The organism is Actinosynnema sp. NPDC002837, assembly GCF_040295345.1.
Taxonomy (GTDB): domain Bacteria; phylum Actinomycetota; class Actinomycetes; order Mycobacteriales; family Pseudonocardiaceae; genus Actinosynnema.
Genome location: NZ_JBEOVG010000074.1, coordinates 1 through 16564 on the forward strand (window position 1 = coordinate 1; position 16564 = coordinate 16564).

Below are 16564 nucleotides of genomic sequence, written 5' to 3' on the forward strand. Positions count from 1 at the left end.
GCTGAAGAAGGTGCTGCGCGGCTACCTCGGGCCGATCGTGGGGTGAGCGGGCGTGGTGGGGGGGCCCGGGGGGGGGGGCCCCCCCGCGGCCCCGGACTGGTGCACCACCCAGTCAGATCTGCCTGCGACCGGAGCGCACGACCAGGCCGAGCCCGATGAGCAGCGTGAGCAGGCCGCCCAACGCGAGCCAGGTGACGTTCACGCCCGTCGCGGCGAGGTCGGCGGCCGTGGGCTGACGCGCCGGCCCGGCACCCGGCGCGGGTGGTTCACCGGGCGCGGGCGTGACGTCGGGCGGGGGCGTGACATCGGGTTCGGGCCGGTCCGGTCCCGGGGTCACTATCACCGTGCGCCAGGATTCGGCGCTCGCCCGGATGAAGAACGTGCCTCCGAAGATCACCTTCCAGGGCCCGACGACGTCGAACACGTACTCACCCGCCGGGACGTCCCGGAACTCGAAGGTGCCTTGGGCGTTCGTCGTGGCGCGGGCGGCGACCGAACCTGTGTCCCGGTCTTTGAGGTACACCTTCAAGCCGGGCACCGCCGGGCCGGTGTAGGGACCGCCCAACACGCTGGGTCGCGGCACGAAGCGCTCCTGCGCCACCCAGCCGGTGACCCTGGGCGCCACCGCGCCCAGGACCTTGGCGCGCACGGTGGTGCGGACGTTGCCGTTGTAGACGGGCGGCGCGCCGAACACGCACTCCACCGACAGGTAGCCGTAGTCGGCGACCGCGTCACCGATCGGGATCGGCACGTCGATGGTCAGGGTCGCGTTCCCGGGCACGGTGACGCCGGGGCCCGGGTTGTCGAGGTCCCCGAGGTCCACCTGGACGCCGCCGTTGGCCCACGACGACGCCAGCACTGCCGGGATCGACACCGCGCCGCTGTTGGTCAGGGTCAGCGTCATGCGGGCGATGTCGCCCATGCGGTAGGTCTGCCGGTCGAGCGTCGCCGACGCGGTCAGGACCGGTTCGACCCAGAGGGCACCGCGGAACAGCAGGTCCGGGTCGCGCACGCCGTCCACCCGCACCGTCTTCGGCGGGAACGACACCTCACCGGTGCCGAACAGGACGTCGTAGTCGCCGCGGGGCAGGTCGCGGAACGTGAAACGGCCGGCCGAGTCCGTTCTCGTGGTGTACAAGCCGGCCGGCCGCCCGCCTCTGACCTCGACCGGGAGGTCGGTGAGGGCTTCGCCCGCGTTCATGGTCGCGTCGCCGTTGCGGTCGGCGTAGACGGTTCCCGTGAAGGTGCCGCGGACGACGGTGACCGGGGCGCTGATCGTGGCGACGTTGTCGGCCGGGTTGGCGTCCGGTTCGTCGAGCGACCTGATCGTCACGACCATCGACGCCGGGTACTCCGTCGTCGTCACCCGACCGACGTACGTGGCCTGCACGGTCTGCCCGGGTTCGACGCGCACGCCGAAGTACCCGATCTCCTCCCAGTAGCGCTCGCCCGCCACGTTCCCGGTCGAGTCGATGGTCACGCGGCTCGCCGGCGCGGTGCCGACGTTGGTCACCGTGGCCCGTGCGGTGACCGGCTCGTCCGCGACGAACTCCGGTTTGTCGAAGACGACCGCGAGAACCAGGTCCACGAATCCTTGAACGGGTTCCGCAGCCGTGGGGTCGGCGGGTGCGGGTGACGGCGTGCTCGGGGTCGTCGTGGGCGAACCGGTCGGTGTGATCGACTCGGTCGGGACCGTCGTCGAGGTCTCGACCGGTGCGGTGGTGGTCGGCTCCGTTTCGGCCGGCGAGGTCGCGGCGGGTTCGGACGGCACCGAGGTGTCGCCGAGCGCCGGTCCCGTCGACGCTCCCGCGCAGACGACGACCGTCAACAACAGCGCGCCAATGGATCGCCGTAACCGTGACATCGTGGATCTCCCCTCTATCCGTCCTCTCTGTGAATTTCTCCGACCTCAGCGTCGTCCGTCATGCGAGAGCGGTGCAGAGGCGTCGGCACTGGACGGCCCGTCGGCGATCCCGGGCGGCACAGGGCCTTCCGCCCTGGTACCCGTGAGGTCAGACGGTCCCGGTCGACACCGGAACCGGACGCAGCTCGATACCCGCCACGCCGGGAACCGTGCGGACGAGGGCGGTCACGACGCGGCGCTCGGCCTCGTCGTCGAACTGGCCGGCCACCACGATCCGGCCGTCGGCCACGTCGACGTCCCAGCGGCGGGTGCGGCTGTAGGCGGTGAGCAGCCGGTCGACGCGGGCGGCGAGGACGTCGTCGTCCGGGGTGAGGACGCGCAGCAGGTCGCCGCGGCTCACCACACCGACCACCACTCCCCTGGCGTCCACCACGGGCAGGCAACGCAGCCGGTGTCCGAGCATCGCGCCGGCCAGCTCGGTGGGCGTGGCGGTGAGCGGCGCGCTGGTGACGTTGGTCGCCATCACCTGGTCGACGGTGGCGGCGACGCCCTGTTCGAGGTTGGCGAGCAGCAGGTCGGAGCCGGACACGACGCCGACCAGCAGCCCGCCCGGCCCGACGACCGGGAGCGCGGAGAAGCCGTGGTCGACCAGGACGGCGCTCGCGGCGCGCACGGTGGTGGACGGTTCGACCGTGTAGACGGGCCGGGTCATCACATCTGCGGCGTTCATACCCCGCAACGGTCCGCTCACCCGCCGATCGTCGGCAGGGCGCATCGGCACTTCCGGGCGATGCCTTTGGTCCTCCGGCACCGGCACGGCACGTCGGTCCCTGGTGGATCGGGACCTCCGACCCTGCGAGAGCACCCACCGCCGGTGCCACGGTCGAAAGCGAACCACAGAGACCAACAGCGTGGAGGTGAGTCGGATGGACCGCAGCCGGCCGGACGAGGAAACGATCGCGGCGGCGGTGGCCCTGGCCTGTCGCGCGCCTTCGGTGCACAACACCCAACCGTGGCGTTGGCGAGTGGGCGACCGGAGCGTGCACCTGTACGCGGACCCGTCCCGGCAGCTGCCCGCCACCGACCCGCGCGGCGCGGACCTGCTGCTCAGCTGCGGCGCCGCGCTGCACCACCTGCGCGTCGCCCTGGCCGCGCTCGGCTGGCGCGCGGTCGTCCACCGGCTGCCCAATCCGGCCGATCCCGACCACCTCGCAGCGGTCGAGTTCACCCGACGGGAACCTACCGACGCCGACGTGGCGATGGCCTCGGCCATCCCGCGCCGCCGCACCGACCGCCGACGCTTCTCCTCCTGGGACGTGCCCCGCCCGGTGCTGGACCTGCTGGCCGAACGGGCCATCGAGGAGGACGCCACCGCCCACGAGGTGACCGGCACCCGTGACCGCTTCGACCTCGCCACTGCGATCGGCAGGGCCGCGGCCGTGCAGGACGCCGACCCCACCTACCAGGCCGAGGTCCGCCGTTGGAGCGGCGGCCGCGCGAACGTCGACGGTGTCCCCGCCGCCAACGCGCCTGCCGGCGTTCCGCAGCACGGTGACGTGCAACTGCGTGAATTCCCCGGCGGCGAGCTCCTCGACGAGCGGCTGGACGAGTGGGAGGAAGACGGCGCCTCGTTGCTCGTCCTCGCCACGTCCTCGGACGACCGGCTGTCGCTGCTGCGCGCCGGCGAGGCCATGAGCGCGGTACTGCTGGAGGCGACCGCGGCCGGCCTGGCCACGTGCCCGCTCAGCCAGCCCTTGGAGGTCGCCGAGACCAGGGACCGGGTGCGCGACGAGGTGCTGGACGGCACCTCCTGCCCGCAGATCCTCCTGCGCGTCGGCTGGGCCGCGTTCAACGCCGACCCGCTGCCGCCGACACCCCGTCGCGCGGTCACCGAGCTGATCGACCAGTGGGAGCCGAGATGAGCGGCTGCGGCAGGTCTCTCGGTGGACAGGGCGCGCACGACTTCGCGATCGCGGAGTTCGTCGAGCACCTCGTCCGCCTGTGCATCACGTCGGTCTCGGTCAGCCCCGTCGCCGCCGCCAGGGCCGTGACCGGTGCGGCCGAGCGCCGGCTGGTGCTGGAGCGACGGCGGTGAAGCAGGTCCAGCGCATCGAGGTGCGGGGAACGGTGCAGGGCGTGGGGTTCCGGCCCCACGTGCACCGCCACGCGTCGGCGCTGGGCATCGACGGGGACGTGCGCAACGTCGACGGCCACGTGGTGATCACCGCAGCGGGCGAGCCGGAGGCTCTCGCCGAGTTCCGCAGGCTGGTCGGCGAGCGGCCGCCGCCGGTGTCGCACGTCGAGTCCGTGACGGTGTCGCCGCTGCCGGCCGAGGCGGCGCCACCGCCCGGATTCGTGGTGCGGGACAGCGCGGCCGACGGCGGCCCCGGCCCCCGGTGGCTGCCGCCGGACCTGGCCACCTGCGAGCGCTGCCTCGCGGAGCTGTTCGACCCGGCCGACCGCCGGTACCGCTACCCGTTCACCAACTGCGCCGAATGCGGGCCGCGGGCAACCATTGTGGAAGCGCTGCCCTACGACCGGGTCCGCACGACCATGCGCCGGTTCACGATGTGCCCGGCGTGCTCGGCGGAGTACCACGACCCGGGCGACCGACGGTTCCACGCCGAGCCCATCGCCTGCCCGGACTGCGGTCCGACGCTGTCGTGGGGCGCGTTGTCCGGCGATGACGCGTTGCGGACCGCCGTCGGCGCGCTGGCCGGTGGCGGACTGGTGGCGGTCAAGGGCATCGGCGGCTACCAACTGGCGTGCGACGCGACCGACGATGCGGCCGTGGCCAGGCTGCGTGCCGCGAAACACCGACCCACCAAGGCGCTCGCCGTCATGGTCCGGTCACACGCCGCCGCTCACGCGCTGTCCGTGGTGGAGGAGGACACGGCGTTGACCTCGATCGCCGCGCCGATCGTGCTGCTGCCGCGGCGCACGGATGCGGGACTCGCGCCCTCGGTCGCGCCCGGCCTGACCGAGATCGGCCTGTTCCTGCCCTACAGCCCGCTGCACCACCTGCTGCTGGCAGACCTCGACCGGCCGCTCGTGGTCACCAGCGGCAACCGGTCGGGCGAGCCGATCATCACCCGCGACGACGATGCCCGCACCGTGCTCGGCCCGCTTGTCGACGGCATCCTGTCGCACGACCGGCCGATCCGCTCCCGCTACGACGATTCGGTGGTCCGCGGTACGGCGCTGCTGCGGCGGGCGCGGGGTTACGCGCCCGACCCGCTGCCGCTGCCCGTTCCCGCTGCCGAGCCCGTCCTCGCGGTCGGGGCACAGCTCAAGCACACGACGACGCTCGCGGTCGACGAGCACGCGGTGGTCGGCCCGCACGTCGGCGACCTCTCCGACGTCGAGACCTACGCGGCGTTCGAGGACACCGCGCGGACGTTGTGCCGTTGGCAGGACGTCGAACCTCGGTACTGCTCGCACGACCTGCACCCCGGCTACCTGTCGACCGGGCACGCCGGGCGGTGGCCCGCCGACCGCCGCGTAGCCGTGCAGCACCACCACGCGCACGTCGTGGCCACGGCGGCCGAGCACGGCGTGCTCGGCGAGTTCATCGGTGTGGCCTACGACGGCCTCGGCTTCGGCGACGACGGCACGTTGTGGGGTGGCGAGGTGCTGCTAGCCGACTACCGGTCCTACCGCAGGGTCGGTCGGATCGGCGCCGCACCGCTGCCCGGCGGTGAGGCGGCCGTGCGGCGGCCGGCCCGGATGGCGCTGGGTCACCTGTTCGGCGCGGAGGACTTCGGCGTTCGGCCGATCAGGTCCGCCGCGCTGCTGGACCGGGTTGAGCCGCGGGAGGTCGAGCTGGTGCGTCGGATGATCGTCCAGGGCGTGAACAGCCCGCTCGCCTCCAGCGTCGGCAGGCTCTTCGACGCCGCTGCGGCCCTGCTGGGCGTGTGCGACGTCAACAGCTACGAGGGCGAGGCGGCAGTGCTGCTGGAGGCCGCCGCCTCCGGCCATCCCGACGGCGAGCCGCTGTCGTGGCGACTGCACCGTCGCGACTCGCTGTGGGTCTACGACCCCGTGCCGACGTTGCGCGACCTGGTGCTCTCCGAACAGGCGGTCGGAGTGGTCGCGGCCCGGTTCCACACGACGCTCGTGCACGCCACCCGCGCGCTGGTCGAGCAGACCGCCGACGCCACCGGCGTGCACACCGTGTGCCTCGGCGGCGGTGTGTTCCAGAACAGCCGGTTGACCACCGCCTTGGTGCGCGAGCTCGCGGACGCCGGGTTCGAGGTGCACGTCGGTGAGCGCGTGCCGGTCAACGACGGCGGTATCAGCTACGGACAGGCCGTGGTCGCCGCGGCCCGGCTGAGGGGGTGAAGGACGATGTGCCTCGGCATTCCCGGCCGGATCGTCGCGATCGACGACACCGGCCTGCGCAGTGGCACCGTCGACTTCGACGGGCTGCGCCGACCCGTGTGCCTGGTCTACACGCCGGACGCGACCATCGGCGACTACGTGATCGTGCACGTCGGCTTCGCCATCAGCCTGGTGGACGAGGTCGAGGCCGCCAAGACCCTCGCCGTGCTGCGGGCCATGCCCGACGCCCTGGCCACCGAACTGGGGCCGTCGTGAAGCACCTGGACGAGTACCGCGACCCCGTACTGGCCCGCCGGCTGCTGGCCGAACTGCACGCCACCGCCCACCACCCGTGGACCGTCATGGAGGTGTGCGGCGGCCAGACGCACACGATCGTGCGGCAGGGCATCGACGAGCTGCTGCTCACAGGCGTCCGGATGATCCACGGCCCCGGCTGCCCGGTGTGCGTCACGCCGCTGGAGGTGGTGGACAAGGCCATCGCCATCGCGGGCGGACCGGACGTGATCTTCACCAGCTACGGCGACATGCTCCGGGTGCCGGGCACGACCGGCGACCTGCTGGGCCTGAAGGCGAGGGGCGCGGACGTGCGGGTGGTCTACACGCCGCTGGACGCGGTGCGGATCGCGCAGGAGAACCCGGACCGGCAGGTGGTGTTCTTCGCCGTCGGCTTCGAGACCACCGCGCCCGCCAACGCGATGGCCGTGCTGCACGCCGCCGATTCGGGCGTGGCCAACTTCAGCGCACTGGTCAGCCACGTCCTCGTGCCGCCCGCGATCACCGCGCTGCTCGACGCGCCCGACAACCAGGTGCAGGCGTTCCTGGCCGCGGGCCACGTCTGCGCGGTGATGGGGTGGACGGAGTACGAGCCCATCGCCGAGCGCTACCGGGTGCCGATCGTGGTCACCGGGTTCGAACCGCTGGACCTGCTGGAGGGCATCCTGATGGCCGTCCGGCAGCTGGAGGACGGCCGCGCCGAGGTGGAGAACCAGTACGCGAGGGCGGTGCGGCGGTCCGGCAACACCTCCGCCCAGGAGGTGATCGGGCGCGTCTTCCGGGTCACCGACCGGACGTGGCGCGGTGTCGGCCCCATCCCGGCCAGCGGCCTGGCGTTGACCGAGGAGTTCACCGCGTTCGACGCCGAGCGCCGCTTCGCCACCGACGCGATCACCGCCCGTGAGGCACCGGACTGCATCGCGGGCGACATCCTGCGCGGCACCAAGGTGCCCACCGACTGCCGCGCCTACGGGCGCACCTGCACACCCCGCACACCGCTGGGCGCCCCGATGGTGTCCAGCGAGGGAACCTGCGCCGCGTTCCACAACGCCGGGCGCGGATCGGAGTCGAGATGACCAGCTGCCCGTTGCCCGTCGTGGAGACCGAACGCGTCCTGCTGGGTCATGGCTCCGGCGGGCAGCTCATGGCCGAGCTGCTCGCCGACGTCATCACCCCCGAACTCGGCGGTGACGGGCCGCTGGAGGACGCCGCCGTGATCGGGGTGGCCGGCGCGGACCTCGTGTTCAGCACCGACGGCTTCGTCGTGACGCCGAGGTTCTTCCCCGGCGGCGACATCGGCTCGCTGGCCGTGCACGGGACCGTGAACGACCTGGCGATGCGCGGCGCCCGCCCGATCGCGCTCAGCCTGGCCTACGTGGTCGAAGAAGGACTGCCGGTGGAAGAGCTGCGGCAGATCACCCGGTCCGCGGCCAATGCCTCCCAGGCGGTCGGCGTGCCGATCGTCACCGGCGACACCAAGGTGGTCGGTCGCGGCGCGGCGGACGGCATCTACGTCACCACCACGGGTGTCGGCGTGCGGCTGCGCGACGCGTGGCCGTCGGCTGCGGGCGGCGCGGAGGGTGACGTGGTGCTGCTGTCCGGACCGATCGGGCTGCACGGCACGGCGATCCTCAGCGCGCGAGAGGGCCTCGGGTTCGAGGCGGAGATCGCCTCGGACAGCCGTCCCCTGCACCGGCTGGTGGCCGCCATGATCGAGGCCGGCGGCCGTGACGTGCACGCGTTGCGCGACCCCACCCGCGGAGGCCTGGCCAGCGCGCTGAACGAGCTGGCACAGGCGTCCGGGGTCGCCATGGAGATCGTGGAGGCCGATGTTCCGGTGCCGCGTGCAGTCGCCTCGGCGTGCGAGCTGCTCGGCCTGGACCCGATGCACGTGGCCAACGAGGGCTGCCTGGTGGCACTCGTGGCCCCGGCGTCCGCACCGGTTGTGCTGGCGGCCATGCGCGCCCTGCCTGAGGGCGCCGGGACGGCCGTGATCGGCCGGGTGACCGGCGGGCGCGCGGGCCGCGTGACCGCGCGGACCCTGGTGGGCTCGTCGCGGATCGTGGACGTCCTCGTCGGCGAACAGCTGCCCAGGATCTGCTGACCCCACCAGGGACCCATGGACCGGCAGACCGGGCCCTTCGCCACTCCCCCGGTCGACCGGTCCCGACGAGCATCGAAGTACCACCGAGGAGGACGAGATGACGGTTCGCATTGGCATCAACGGGTTCGGGCGGATCGGACGGGACGTGATGCGGGCGGTGTTCGACCGCGGCGACACGGGCATCGAGATCGTCGCGGTGAACGACCTCACCACCCCGGAAGCGCTGGCGCACCTGCTGGCGTTCGACTCCACCTACGGGCCGTGGGCACACGCGGTGAGCGCCGGGGCGGACGCGCTGGCGGTCGACGGACACCGGGTGCGCGTCACCTCGGAGGCCGACCCGGTCGCCCTCGACTGGGACGTCGACGTCGTGATCGAGGCGACCGGCCGGTTCCGCACCCGCGAGACGGCCGGCACGCACCTCGCGCACGGTGTCCGCAAGGTGCTGATCACCGCGCCGGGCAAGGACGTCGACGCCACCATCGTGATGGGCGTCAACGAGGACACCTACGACCCGCAGCGGCACCACGTGGTGTCAAACGCGTCGTGCACGACGAACTGCGTCGCGCCGATGGCGATGGTGCTGCACGAGGCGTTCGGCATCCGCGAGGGCCTGATGACCACGATCCACAGCTACACCAACGACCAGTCGCTGCTGGACGGTCCGCACAAGGACTTCCGCCGGGCGCGGTCGGCGGCGGTCAACATGATCCCCACCTCCACGGGCGCGGCCAGGGCGGTCGGCCTCGTCATCCCGGAGCTGGCGGGCAGGCTCGACGGTCTCGCGGTGCGCGTGCCGGTGGAGGACGGCTCGCTCACCGACCTCACCGTGCTGCTGGACAAGCCTGCCACGGTCGAGGAGGTCAACCGGGCGTTCGCCGAAGCCGCCGACGGCAGGCTCAAGGGCATCCTGCGCTACACCACCGCGCCGGTCGTGTCCCGCGACATCATCGGCGAGCAGGCGTCGTGCGTGTTCGACGCCGGCCTGACCAAGGCAACCGGCTCCATCGTGAAGGTGTTCGGCTGGTACGACAACGAGTGGGGCTATGCCAACCGCACCATCGACCTGGTCCGCCACATCGCCGGGACGCTGCCGTGAGTGCCGTGCTCGACCTGGCAGGTCTCGACGCGCTGATCGCGGAACTGCGCTTCCAGGGTTACACGGTCGTCGGACCGGTCCTGCGCGACGACGCCATCACGTTGGCGGAACTGGACACCGCCGACGACCTGCCCGCCGGGTGGGGCGTGGAGACCGGGCCAGGTCACTACCGGGTCCGGCGGCGGGACGACGACGCGGTGTTCGGGCACTCCGCCGGGCCGCAGTCGTGGAAGACCTTCCTGCACCCGTCGCACCGAACCCTGCTGACGGCCGACGACGACGGCTTCCACTCCGTGGCCGACACGCGGCCCCGCTACGCGTTCCTCGGTGTGCGCCCGTGCGACCTCGCCGCGATCGGCAAGCTGTGCCAGGTCCTCGGCGAACGGGCTCCGTTCGTGGTCGCCGCCCAGTGCACCGAACCGGGTGAGCTGTGCTTCTGCGCGTCCATGGGATGCGGCCCGGACGCCCGGGACGGCTACGACATCGCGCTCACCGAGCGGATCGGCTCCGACGGGCACCGGTTCCTCGCCACGGCGGGCACCCCCGCCGGGAAGGACGTGCTCGACTGGCTGAACGCCGCCCCGGCGAGCGCGGCGGACGAAGAGCTCGCGCGGTCGGACGTCGACGCCGCGCGCCTGCGCATGGGCCGCGCCATGCCGGAACCGGACCTGCGCGACCTCTTGGCCGCCAACCGGGACTCCGCGCACTGGGAACGCGTGGCCGAGCGGTGCTTGACGTGCGGCAACTGCACCATGGTCTGCCCTACCTGCTTCTGTGTCACGGTCGAGGACGTCACCGACCTCGCCGACGGCCAAGCCGAACGCCGCCAGCGTTGGGCGTCGTGCTTCGAGACCGACTTCTCCTACCTGCACGGCGGTCCGGTGCGCACCTCCGGCGCGGCCCGCTACCGGCAGTGGATGAGCCACAAGCTGAGCACGTGGTTCGACCAGTTCGGCACGTCCGGCTGCGTGGGCTGCGGCAGGTGCATCGCCTGGTGCCCGGCGGGAATCGACATCACCGAAGAAGCCGCGGCCCTGGCGCGGGGGGCGTCATGATCCCGGACTTGGACACGGTGCCGCTGCTCGGCGCGCTCACCCCCACCCAGCGGGCGGTGCTCGCCGGCACTGGTGAACTGGAAACCCACCGACCGGGGACGCGGCTGTTCGAGGAGGGGCAGCCCGCCGACCGCGCCCGGGTGGTGCTCTGCGGCTGCGTGATGGTGGACATCCCGGTGCCCGGCCGGGGATCCGTGGCGGTGCAGAGCATCGGGCCGGGCGAACTGCTGGGCCTGTCCTGGTTCGTGCCGCCCTACCGGTGGCACTTCGGGGCGACGGTCGTCTCCCCGACCCGCGCCATCGCGTGGGACGCCGCCCGGTTGCGGGAGCTGGCCGAGGAAGACCCTGCACTGGGTTACCGGCTGTCCCTCGCGCTCGCCGAAGCCATGCTCAACCGGCTGCAGTCCACCCGCTTGCGGCTGCTCGACCTGTATCGGAACCCGCGGTGATCCCGCCGGCGGCCTGGCTGCCGACCCGGTACCGGGTGGAGCGGCGGACCAGGGAGACCGCGGACTCGGCGACGTTGACGCTGCGCCCGGCGGACGAGCCGCTGGCCCCGTTCCGACCAGGCCAGTTCGCGATGCTCTACGCGCACGGCGTGGGCGAGGTGCCCATCTCGGTCAGCGGCATCCCCGAGACCGGCGACCTGGTGCACACGATCCGCTCGGTCGGCGCGGTCAGCCGGGCGTTGCACGACTCGACGCCGGGCACCGTGCTGGGTGTGCGGGGTCCGTTCGGCACGGCGTGGCGGCTCGACGGCGTGGACGACCTGCTGATTGTCGCCGGTGGCATCGGATTGGCCCCGCTGCGGCCCGCGGTGCGCCATGCCCTGACCCACCGGCACCGCTACCGCCGGGTGGTGCTCGTCGCGGGCGCCCGCACACCCACCGACTTCCTCTACCGCGACGAACTGCGCCGGTGGGACGACGATTCCGGCGTCGAAGTCCTGCTGACCGTCGACCAGCCCGGCGACGGGTGGACCGGCCGCATCGGGTTCGTGACCGAACCACTCGCCGCCATGCCGCTCGACCCCGGACGCACCATCGCCCTGCTGTGCGGACCGGAACCCATGATGCGCGCCTGCGCCGGTGTCCTGATCGGACGCGGCGTGCCCGACCACCGCGTCCAGGTCTCGTTGGAGCGCAACATGCAGTGCGGCACCGGCCGGTGCGGGCACTGCCAGCTCGGGCCGCTGCTGCTGTGCCGCGACGGACCGGTCGTGGACTACCCGGTGGCCGCCGGCCTGCTGTCCGTGAAGGAGCTGTGATGGCCAAGCCGACCCTCGCCGTCTGGAAGCTCACCTCCTGCGACGGCTGCCAGCTCACCCTGCTGGACTGCGAGGACGAACTGCTCGTCCTCACCGACCGCGTCGAGATCGCGCACTTCCTCGAAGTGACACCGGAAACCCGACCCGGCCCCTACGACATCTCCATCGTGGAAGGATCGGTCACCACACCGGAGGAAGAGCGGCGGATCAGGTGGATCCGCGAGCAGTCACGGGTGCTGGTCGTGGTCGGCGCGTGCGCCACCGGCGGCGGCATCCAGGCGCTGCGCAACTTCGGCGACGTCGCCGAGTTCCGGTCCGTCGTCTACGCCTCCCCGGAGCTGATCGACTCGCTGACGACGTCGACCCCCGTGTCCGCGCACGTCGAAGTGGACTACGAACTGCGCGGGTGCCCCATCGACCGGGGACAGCTGCTGGAGGTGCTGTCGGCGTTCCTCGCGGGCCGGGAGCCGGACCTGCCCGACACCAGCGTGTGCGCCGAGTGCAAGCGTCGCGGGTTGACCTGCGTGATGGTGGCCGACGGCGTGCCGTGCCTCGGGCCTGTCACGCACGCCGGGTGCGGCGCGCTGTGCCCGGCCGTGGGTCGCGGCTGCTACGGCTGCTTCGGCCCGATGACGCGCCCGAACGTGCCCGCCCTAATCCCGCTGCTGCGTCGCAGCGGTATGACCGATGACGAGGTGGGTCGGGTGTTCCGCACCTTCAACTCCGGGAGGGAGTGGGCATGACGCACCGCGCCAACCGCACGCTGCGGGTCGCGGGCCTGGCCAGGGTCGAGGGCGAGGGCGCGCTGCACGTGCGCACGAAGGACGGCCGCGTCGAGGACGTGGCGTTGAACATCTACGAGCCGCCGCGGTTCTTCGAAGCCTTCCTGCGCGGCCGCGACTACCTCGAACCGCCGGACATCACCGCGCGGATCTGCGGCATCTGCCCGGTCGCCTACCAGATCAGCGCGTGCCGGGCCATCGAGGACGCGTGCGGTGTCGTGGTCGACGGGCAGGTCCTGGCACTGCGCCGACTGCTGTACTGCGGCGAGTGGATCTCCAGCCACGCCCTCCACATCTACCTGCTGCACGCGCCGGACTTCCTCGGCTTCCCGGACGGCATCGCGATGGCCGCCGAGCACCGCGCTCTGGTAGAACGCGGTCTGGCGCTCAAGCAGGCGGGCAACGCCATCATGGACCTGGTAGGCGGTCGGGCAATCCACCCTGTCAACGTCCGCGTCGGTGGCTTCTACCGCGCGCCGACCGCCGCCGAGCTGCGCCCACTGGCGGTGCGGCTGCGCCGCACGCTGGACGACGCGCTCGCCACGGTGCAGTGGGTGGCGGGCTTCGAGTTCCCAGACCTCGACGTGCCGCACGACCTGATGGCGTTGCGGGACACCGACGGCTATCCGATCGACCGAGGAGAACCGCGCGTCACCACCGGCCTGTCCTTCACCGCGGCCGAGTTCGGCGAGCACGTGGTCGAGCACCAGGTGCCGCACTCGACCGCGTTGCACGCCCGGCTGGACGGCCGGATGTACCTGGTGGGTCCGCTGGCCAGGTACACGCTCAACTCCGACCGGCTGTCCACCGTCGCAGCGCAGGCGGCCACGGCCGGCGGTCTGGGCGCCGAGTGCCGCAACCCGTTCCGCAGCATCGTGGTGCGGGCGGTGGAGGTGGTCTACGCGGTCGAGGAGGCCCTCAGGATCATCGCGGAGTACCAACGCCCCGCGCTGCCGTTCCTGGACGTGCCCTCGATGGTGGGCGTGGGGCACGGCATCACCGAGGCGCCACGGGGCTTGCTGTACCACCGCTACGAAATCGGTCCGGGCGGGCTCGTGGTCACGGCGGACATCGTCCCCCCGACCTCGCAGAACCAGTCCGCGATCGAGGACGACGTGACCCGGCTGGTGACGTCCTACCTGCACCTGGACGACCACTCGCTGGTGTCGCTGTGCGAGCGGGCCATCCGCAACTACGACCCGTGCATCTCGTGTTCGGCACATTTCCTCGACCTCACCGTGGACCGCGGATGAGCACGGCCGTCGTGGTGGGCGTGGGCAACGAGTTCCGCCGCGACGACGGGGTCGGTCCGGCTGTCGCCCGCGCGGTGAGCGCCCTCGGCGTGCGCGCCGAGATCACCGATGGCGACCCGGTGCGGCTGATGGAGGCGTGGGCGGACGCCGACCTCGTCGTGGTCGTGGACGCGGTCCGGTGCACGCCCGCACGACCGGGGCGGGTGCACCGCGTGTCGTTCCTCGACGCCGGTGGCAGCGCGACCAGCTCGCACGGCTTCGGCGTTCCGGAAGCGGTCGAGCTGGCGCAGGCGCTGGACCGGTTGCCGCGGCGGTTGGTCGTGCTGGCCGTGGAGGTGTCGGACGTGGCTTTCGGCCCCGGCCTCAGCCCACCGGTCGCCGCGGCCGTCCCCGAGCTGGTGCGCGAGGTCATGCGGGAAGTCGCGACAGACGTCCCGGGCCGTTGAGGACTTTCGACGGCGTCGCCCGTGAGCCGCGCCCAGCAGGCTGGGGACGAGGCACGAGACGAGGAGACGTAGCCATGACCGCCATTGCCGACACCAAGGCCGCGCCCCGCGCCGGCACCGGTGCGATCGCGCTCGCGGTCCTGCGGATCACGACCGGGTTCGTGTTCCTGTGGGCGTTCTTCGACAAGTTCTTCGGGCTGGGTTACGCCACCAAGCCGGCCGGCGCGTACCTGTACGGCGGGTCGCCGACCAAGGGCTTCCTCAGCCGGGTCGCGGTCGGCCCGTTCGAGTCCACCTTCCACGCCTGGGCCGGCGACTCGTGGGCAGACTGGCTGTTCATGCTGGGTCTGCTCGGCATCGGCGTCGCGGTCATCGCCGGGATCGGCCTGCGCTTCGCCGCGGTCGCCGGAACCCTGATGATGCTGCTCATGTGGGCCGCCGAATGGCCACTGGCCCAGTTCACCTCAGCCGGCGAACCCAGCATGTCCACCAACCCCATCGTCGACTACCACATCGTCTACGCCGTCGCCCTGGTCACCGTCGCGTTCACCAACGCGGGTGACACCTGGGGCTTCGGCCGCCAATGGGCGCGCCTGCCCCAGGTCCGTGACAAGGCCTGGCTGCGGTGACGCCCCGGAGCAGGCGGACCTCCCCTCCCCCGGTCCGCCTGCTCCCTCGTTCAGAGAGGAAGTCCTGCTGTGGACGGTTTCAAGCGAATCGTGGTCGGTGTCGACGGATCAGCGGCGAGCAAGGCGGCACTGGCCTGGGCGGTGCGGCACGCCGAGGAGCACGGCGCACGGGTGACGGCGGTCTCGGTGTGCCAAGTGCACCCCGTGCCCACGAACGCGTCACCGCCACTCGGGACCGGACCGGACGCGTTCCGCGGCCTGCACGAGCGGTTCCTGCGCGATGCGGTGGCGGAAGTCGGACCGGAGGCCGAGGGCGTCGAGCGGCTCGTGCCGACCGGCGGTCCCGGACACGTGCTGGTGGAACTTTCGAAGGACGCCGACGTCCTAGTCCTGGGCGGCCACGGCTACCGCAGGGCGGGACTGGAGGTCGTCGGCTCGGTGACCGCGCACTGCCTGCGGCACGGCCACTGCCCCGTCGTGATCGTCCCGGTGGGAGGTAAGGACGATGACAACGCGGACGGTGCTCACCTGTCGCGGCCTGCGCAAGAGTTTCGGTGACCTGGTCGCGGTCGACGGCTTGAGCTTCGACCTGGCCGCCGGCGAGACCTACGGGCTGCTCGGCCCGAACGGGGCGGGCAAGACGACCGCCATCTCGATGGCCGTCGGGATCCTCGAACGCGATGCGGGCGAGGTCATGGTGGATGGCAGGCGGTTGTCCACCAAGACCACCGACGCAAAGCGCCTCATCGGTTACGTGCCGCAGGAACTCGCGCTCTACCCGGACCTCACCGGTCGGGAGAACCTGCGCTTCTTCGCCCGCCTGTACGGCATGTCCGGCCGGGCCGCGACCAGGCGCGTGGACCACGTGCTCGACGTCGTGGGTCTGGCGGACCGGGCGGGTGACCTCGCCAAGGAGTACTCGGGCGGGATGAAGCGGCGGCTCAACGTCGGCATCGGCTTGCTGCACGAGCCGCTGCTGCTGGTGCTGGACGAGCCCACGGCGGGCGTGGACCCGCAGAGCCGCAACCAGATCATGGACAACGTCCACGCGCTCGCGGCCACCGGCATGGCGATCCTCTACACCACCCACTACATGGAAGAGGCCGAACGGCTGTGCGACCGGGTAGGCGTCATCGACTCGGGTCGGCTGATCGCCGAGGGCACCCGGCGCGAGCTGGTGGACCGACTCGGCGAGCACGATCGGATCTCGCTGGTGTTGCAGGGCGACACCGAGCAGGCGCTGCGCGCGGTCGGCTCGCTGCCCGTCGTGCTCGCGGCCGCCGCGCACGGCCACGAGATCGACCTGGTGGTCGACGACGCGAGCGCGTGCCTGCCCGACGTGCTCGCCTCCGTGCGCGTCGACGGGGTCGTGGTGCGGTCGGTCGAGGTTGCCGAACCGAACCTGGAGGCCGTGTTCCTGCACCTGACCGGCCGAGCGTTGAGGGAGTGAG

The 16564-nt window shown here is 72.1% G+C and carries 18 protein-coding genes; 16 read left to right on the forward strand and 2 right to left on the reverse strand.

Going from position 1 to position 16564, the window contains the following annotated elements; genetic code table 11:
• Positions 1 to 112: 112 nt before the first annotated feature.
• On the reverse strand, positions 113 to 1588 hold the full coding sequence (locus tag ABTZ99_RS33965) for a carboxypeptidase-like regulatory domain-containing protein (RefSeq protein WP_499617172.1): 1476 nt from the start codon (positions 1586 to 1588) through the stop codon (positions 113 to 115).
• 424 nt (positions 1589 to 2012) lie between these two features.
• Positions 2013 to 2594 carry a CBS domain-containing protein gene (locus tag ABTZ99_RS33970; protein ID WP_498781119.1) on the reverse strand — a complete coding sequence of 194 codons (582 nt, stop codon included), beginning with the start codon at positions 2592 to 2594 and terminating at the stop codon, positions 2013 to 2015.
• 196 nt (positions 2595 to 2790) lie between these two features.
• On the opposite strand from ABTZ99_RS33970, the gene ABTZ99_RS33975 reads away from it, so the two are divergent.
• From ABTZ99_RS33975 to ABTZ99_RS34050, 16 genes are all read left to right on the forward strand, one after another.
• Positions 2791 to 3786, forward strand: coding sequence for an Acg family FMN-binding oxidoreductase (locus tag ABTZ99_RS33975; protein ID WP_498781120.1), 996 nt, complete (start codon positions 2791 to 2793; stop codon positions 3784 to 3786).
• Positions 3783 to 3959, forward strand: coding sequence for a hypothetical protein (locus tag ABTZ99_RS33980; protein ID WP_498781121.1), 177 nt, complete (start codon positions 3783 to 3785; stop codon positions 3957 to 3959). Before ABTZ99_RS33975 ends, ABTZ99_RS33980 begins: the two co-directional genes overlap by 4 nt.
• A complete protein-coding gene (hypF, locus tag ABTZ99_RS33985) occupies positions 3956 to 6205 on the forward strand; it encodes a carbamoyltransferase HypF (RefSeq protein WP_499617178.1) in 2250 nt (749 codons plus the stop codon). The genes ABTZ99_RS33980 and hypF overlap by 4 nt, the downstream gene beginning before the upstream one ends.
• 6 nt (positions 6206 to 6211) lie before the next feature.
• On the forward strand, positions 6212 to 6460 hold the full coding sequence (locus ABTZ99_RS33990) for a HypC/HybG/HupF family hydrogenase formation chaperone (RefSeq protein WP_498781125.1): 249 nt from the start codon (positions 6212 to 6214) through the stop codon (positions 6458 to 6460).
• Complete coding sequence (gene hypD / locus ABTZ99_RS33995) at positions 6457 to 7554, forward strand: hydrogenase formation protein HypD (protein ID WP_499617181.1); 1098 nt, start codon at positions 6457 to 6459, stop codon at positions 7552 to 7554. Before ABTZ99_RS33990 ends, hypD begins: the two co-directional genes overlap by 4 nt.
• Positions 7551 to 8582 (forward strand): hydrogenase expression/formation protein HypE, encoded by a 1032-nt coding sequence (gene hypE / locus ABTZ99_RS34000; protein ID WP_498781128.1) that lies wholly within the window; start codon positions 7551 to 7553, stop codon positions 8580 to 8582. The genes hypD and hypE overlap by 4 nt, the downstream gene beginning before the upstream one ends.
• Before the next feature lie 97 nt (positions 8583 to 8679).
• Entirely contained in the window at positions 8680 to 9681 is a 1002-nt protein-coding gene (gene gap, locus ABTZ99_RS34005; protein WP_499617184.1) for a type I glyceraldehyde-3-phosphate dehydrogenase, read from the forward strand.
• On the forward strand, positions 9678 to 10736 hold the full coding sequence (locus tag ABTZ99_RS34010; protein ID WP_499617187.1) for a 4Fe-4S dicluster domain-containing protein: 1059 nt from the start codon (positions 9678 to 9680) through the stop codon (positions 10734 to 10736). The genes gap and ABTZ99_RS34010 overlap by 4 nt, the downstream gene beginning before the upstream one ends.
• Positions 10733 to 11185, forward strand: a complete 453-nt coding sequence (locus ABTZ99_RS34015) for a Crp/Fnr family transcriptional regulator (protein WP_498781134.1) — start codon at positions 10733 to 10735, stop codon at positions 11183 to 11185. The genes ABTZ99_RS34010 and ABTZ99_RS34015 overlap by 4 nt, the downstream gene beginning before the upstream one ends.
• Positions 11182 to 12003 carry an FAD/NAD(P)-binding protein gene (locus tag ABTZ99_RS34020; protein ID WP_498781135.1) on the forward strand — a complete coding sequence of 274 codons (822 nt, stop codon included), beginning with the start codon at positions 11182 to 11184 and terminating at the stop codon, positions 12001 to 12003. Before ABTZ99_RS34015 ends, ABTZ99_RS34020 begins: the two co-directional genes overlap by 4 nt.
• Positions 12003 to 12746, forward strand: coding sequence for an NADH-quinone oxidoreductase subunit B family protein (locus ABTZ99_RS34025; protein WP_498781136.1), 744 nt, complete (start codon positions 12003 to 12005; stop codon positions 12744 to 12746). The genes ABTZ99_RS34020 and ABTZ99_RS34025 overlap by 1 nt, the downstream gene beginning before the upstream one ends.
• Positions 12743 to 14038, forward strand: a complete 1296-nt coding sequence (locus ABTZ99_RS34030) for a Ni/Fe hydrogenase subunit alpha (protein WP_499617191.1) — start codon at positions 12743 to 12745, stop codon at positions 14036 to 14038. Before ABTZ99_RS34025 ends, ABTZ99_RS34030 begins: the two co-directional genes overlap by 4 nt.
• Positions 14035 to 14484 (forward strand): hydrogenase maturation protease, encoded by a 450-nt coding sequence (locus ABTZ99_RS34035; RefSeq protein ID WP_499617193.1) that lies wholly within the window; start codon positions 14035 to 14037, stop codon positions 14482 to 14484. Before ABTZ99_RS34030 ends, ABTZ99_RS34035 begins: the two co-directional genes overlap by 4 nt.
• A 74-nt stretch (positions 14485 to 14558) precedes the next feature.
• The gene (locus ABTZ99_RS34040) at positions 14559 to 15113 is read left to right on the forward strand and encodes a hypothetical protein (protein ID WP_499617196.1); all 555 of its coding nucleotides are present in this window, start codon (positions 14559 to 14561) and stop codon (positions 15111 to 15113) included.
• A 69-nt stretch (positions 15114 to 15182) separates the two neighbouring features.
• Positions 15183 to 15671: a universal stress protein gene (locus tag ABTZ99_RS34045; protein ID WP_498781141.1), complete on the forward strand. Its 489-nt coding sequence runs from the start codon at positions 15183 to 15185 to the stop codon at positions 15669 to 15671.
• Positions 15619 to 16563, forward strand: coding sequence for an ABC transporter ATP-binding protein (locus tag ABTZ99_RS34050; protein WP_499617199.1), 945 nt, complete (start codon positions 15619 to 15621; stop codon positions 16561 to 16563). The genes ABTZ99_RS34045 and ABTZ99_RS34050 overlap by 53 nt, the downstream gene beginning before the upstream one ends.
• Position 16564: the final 1 nt, after the last annotated feature.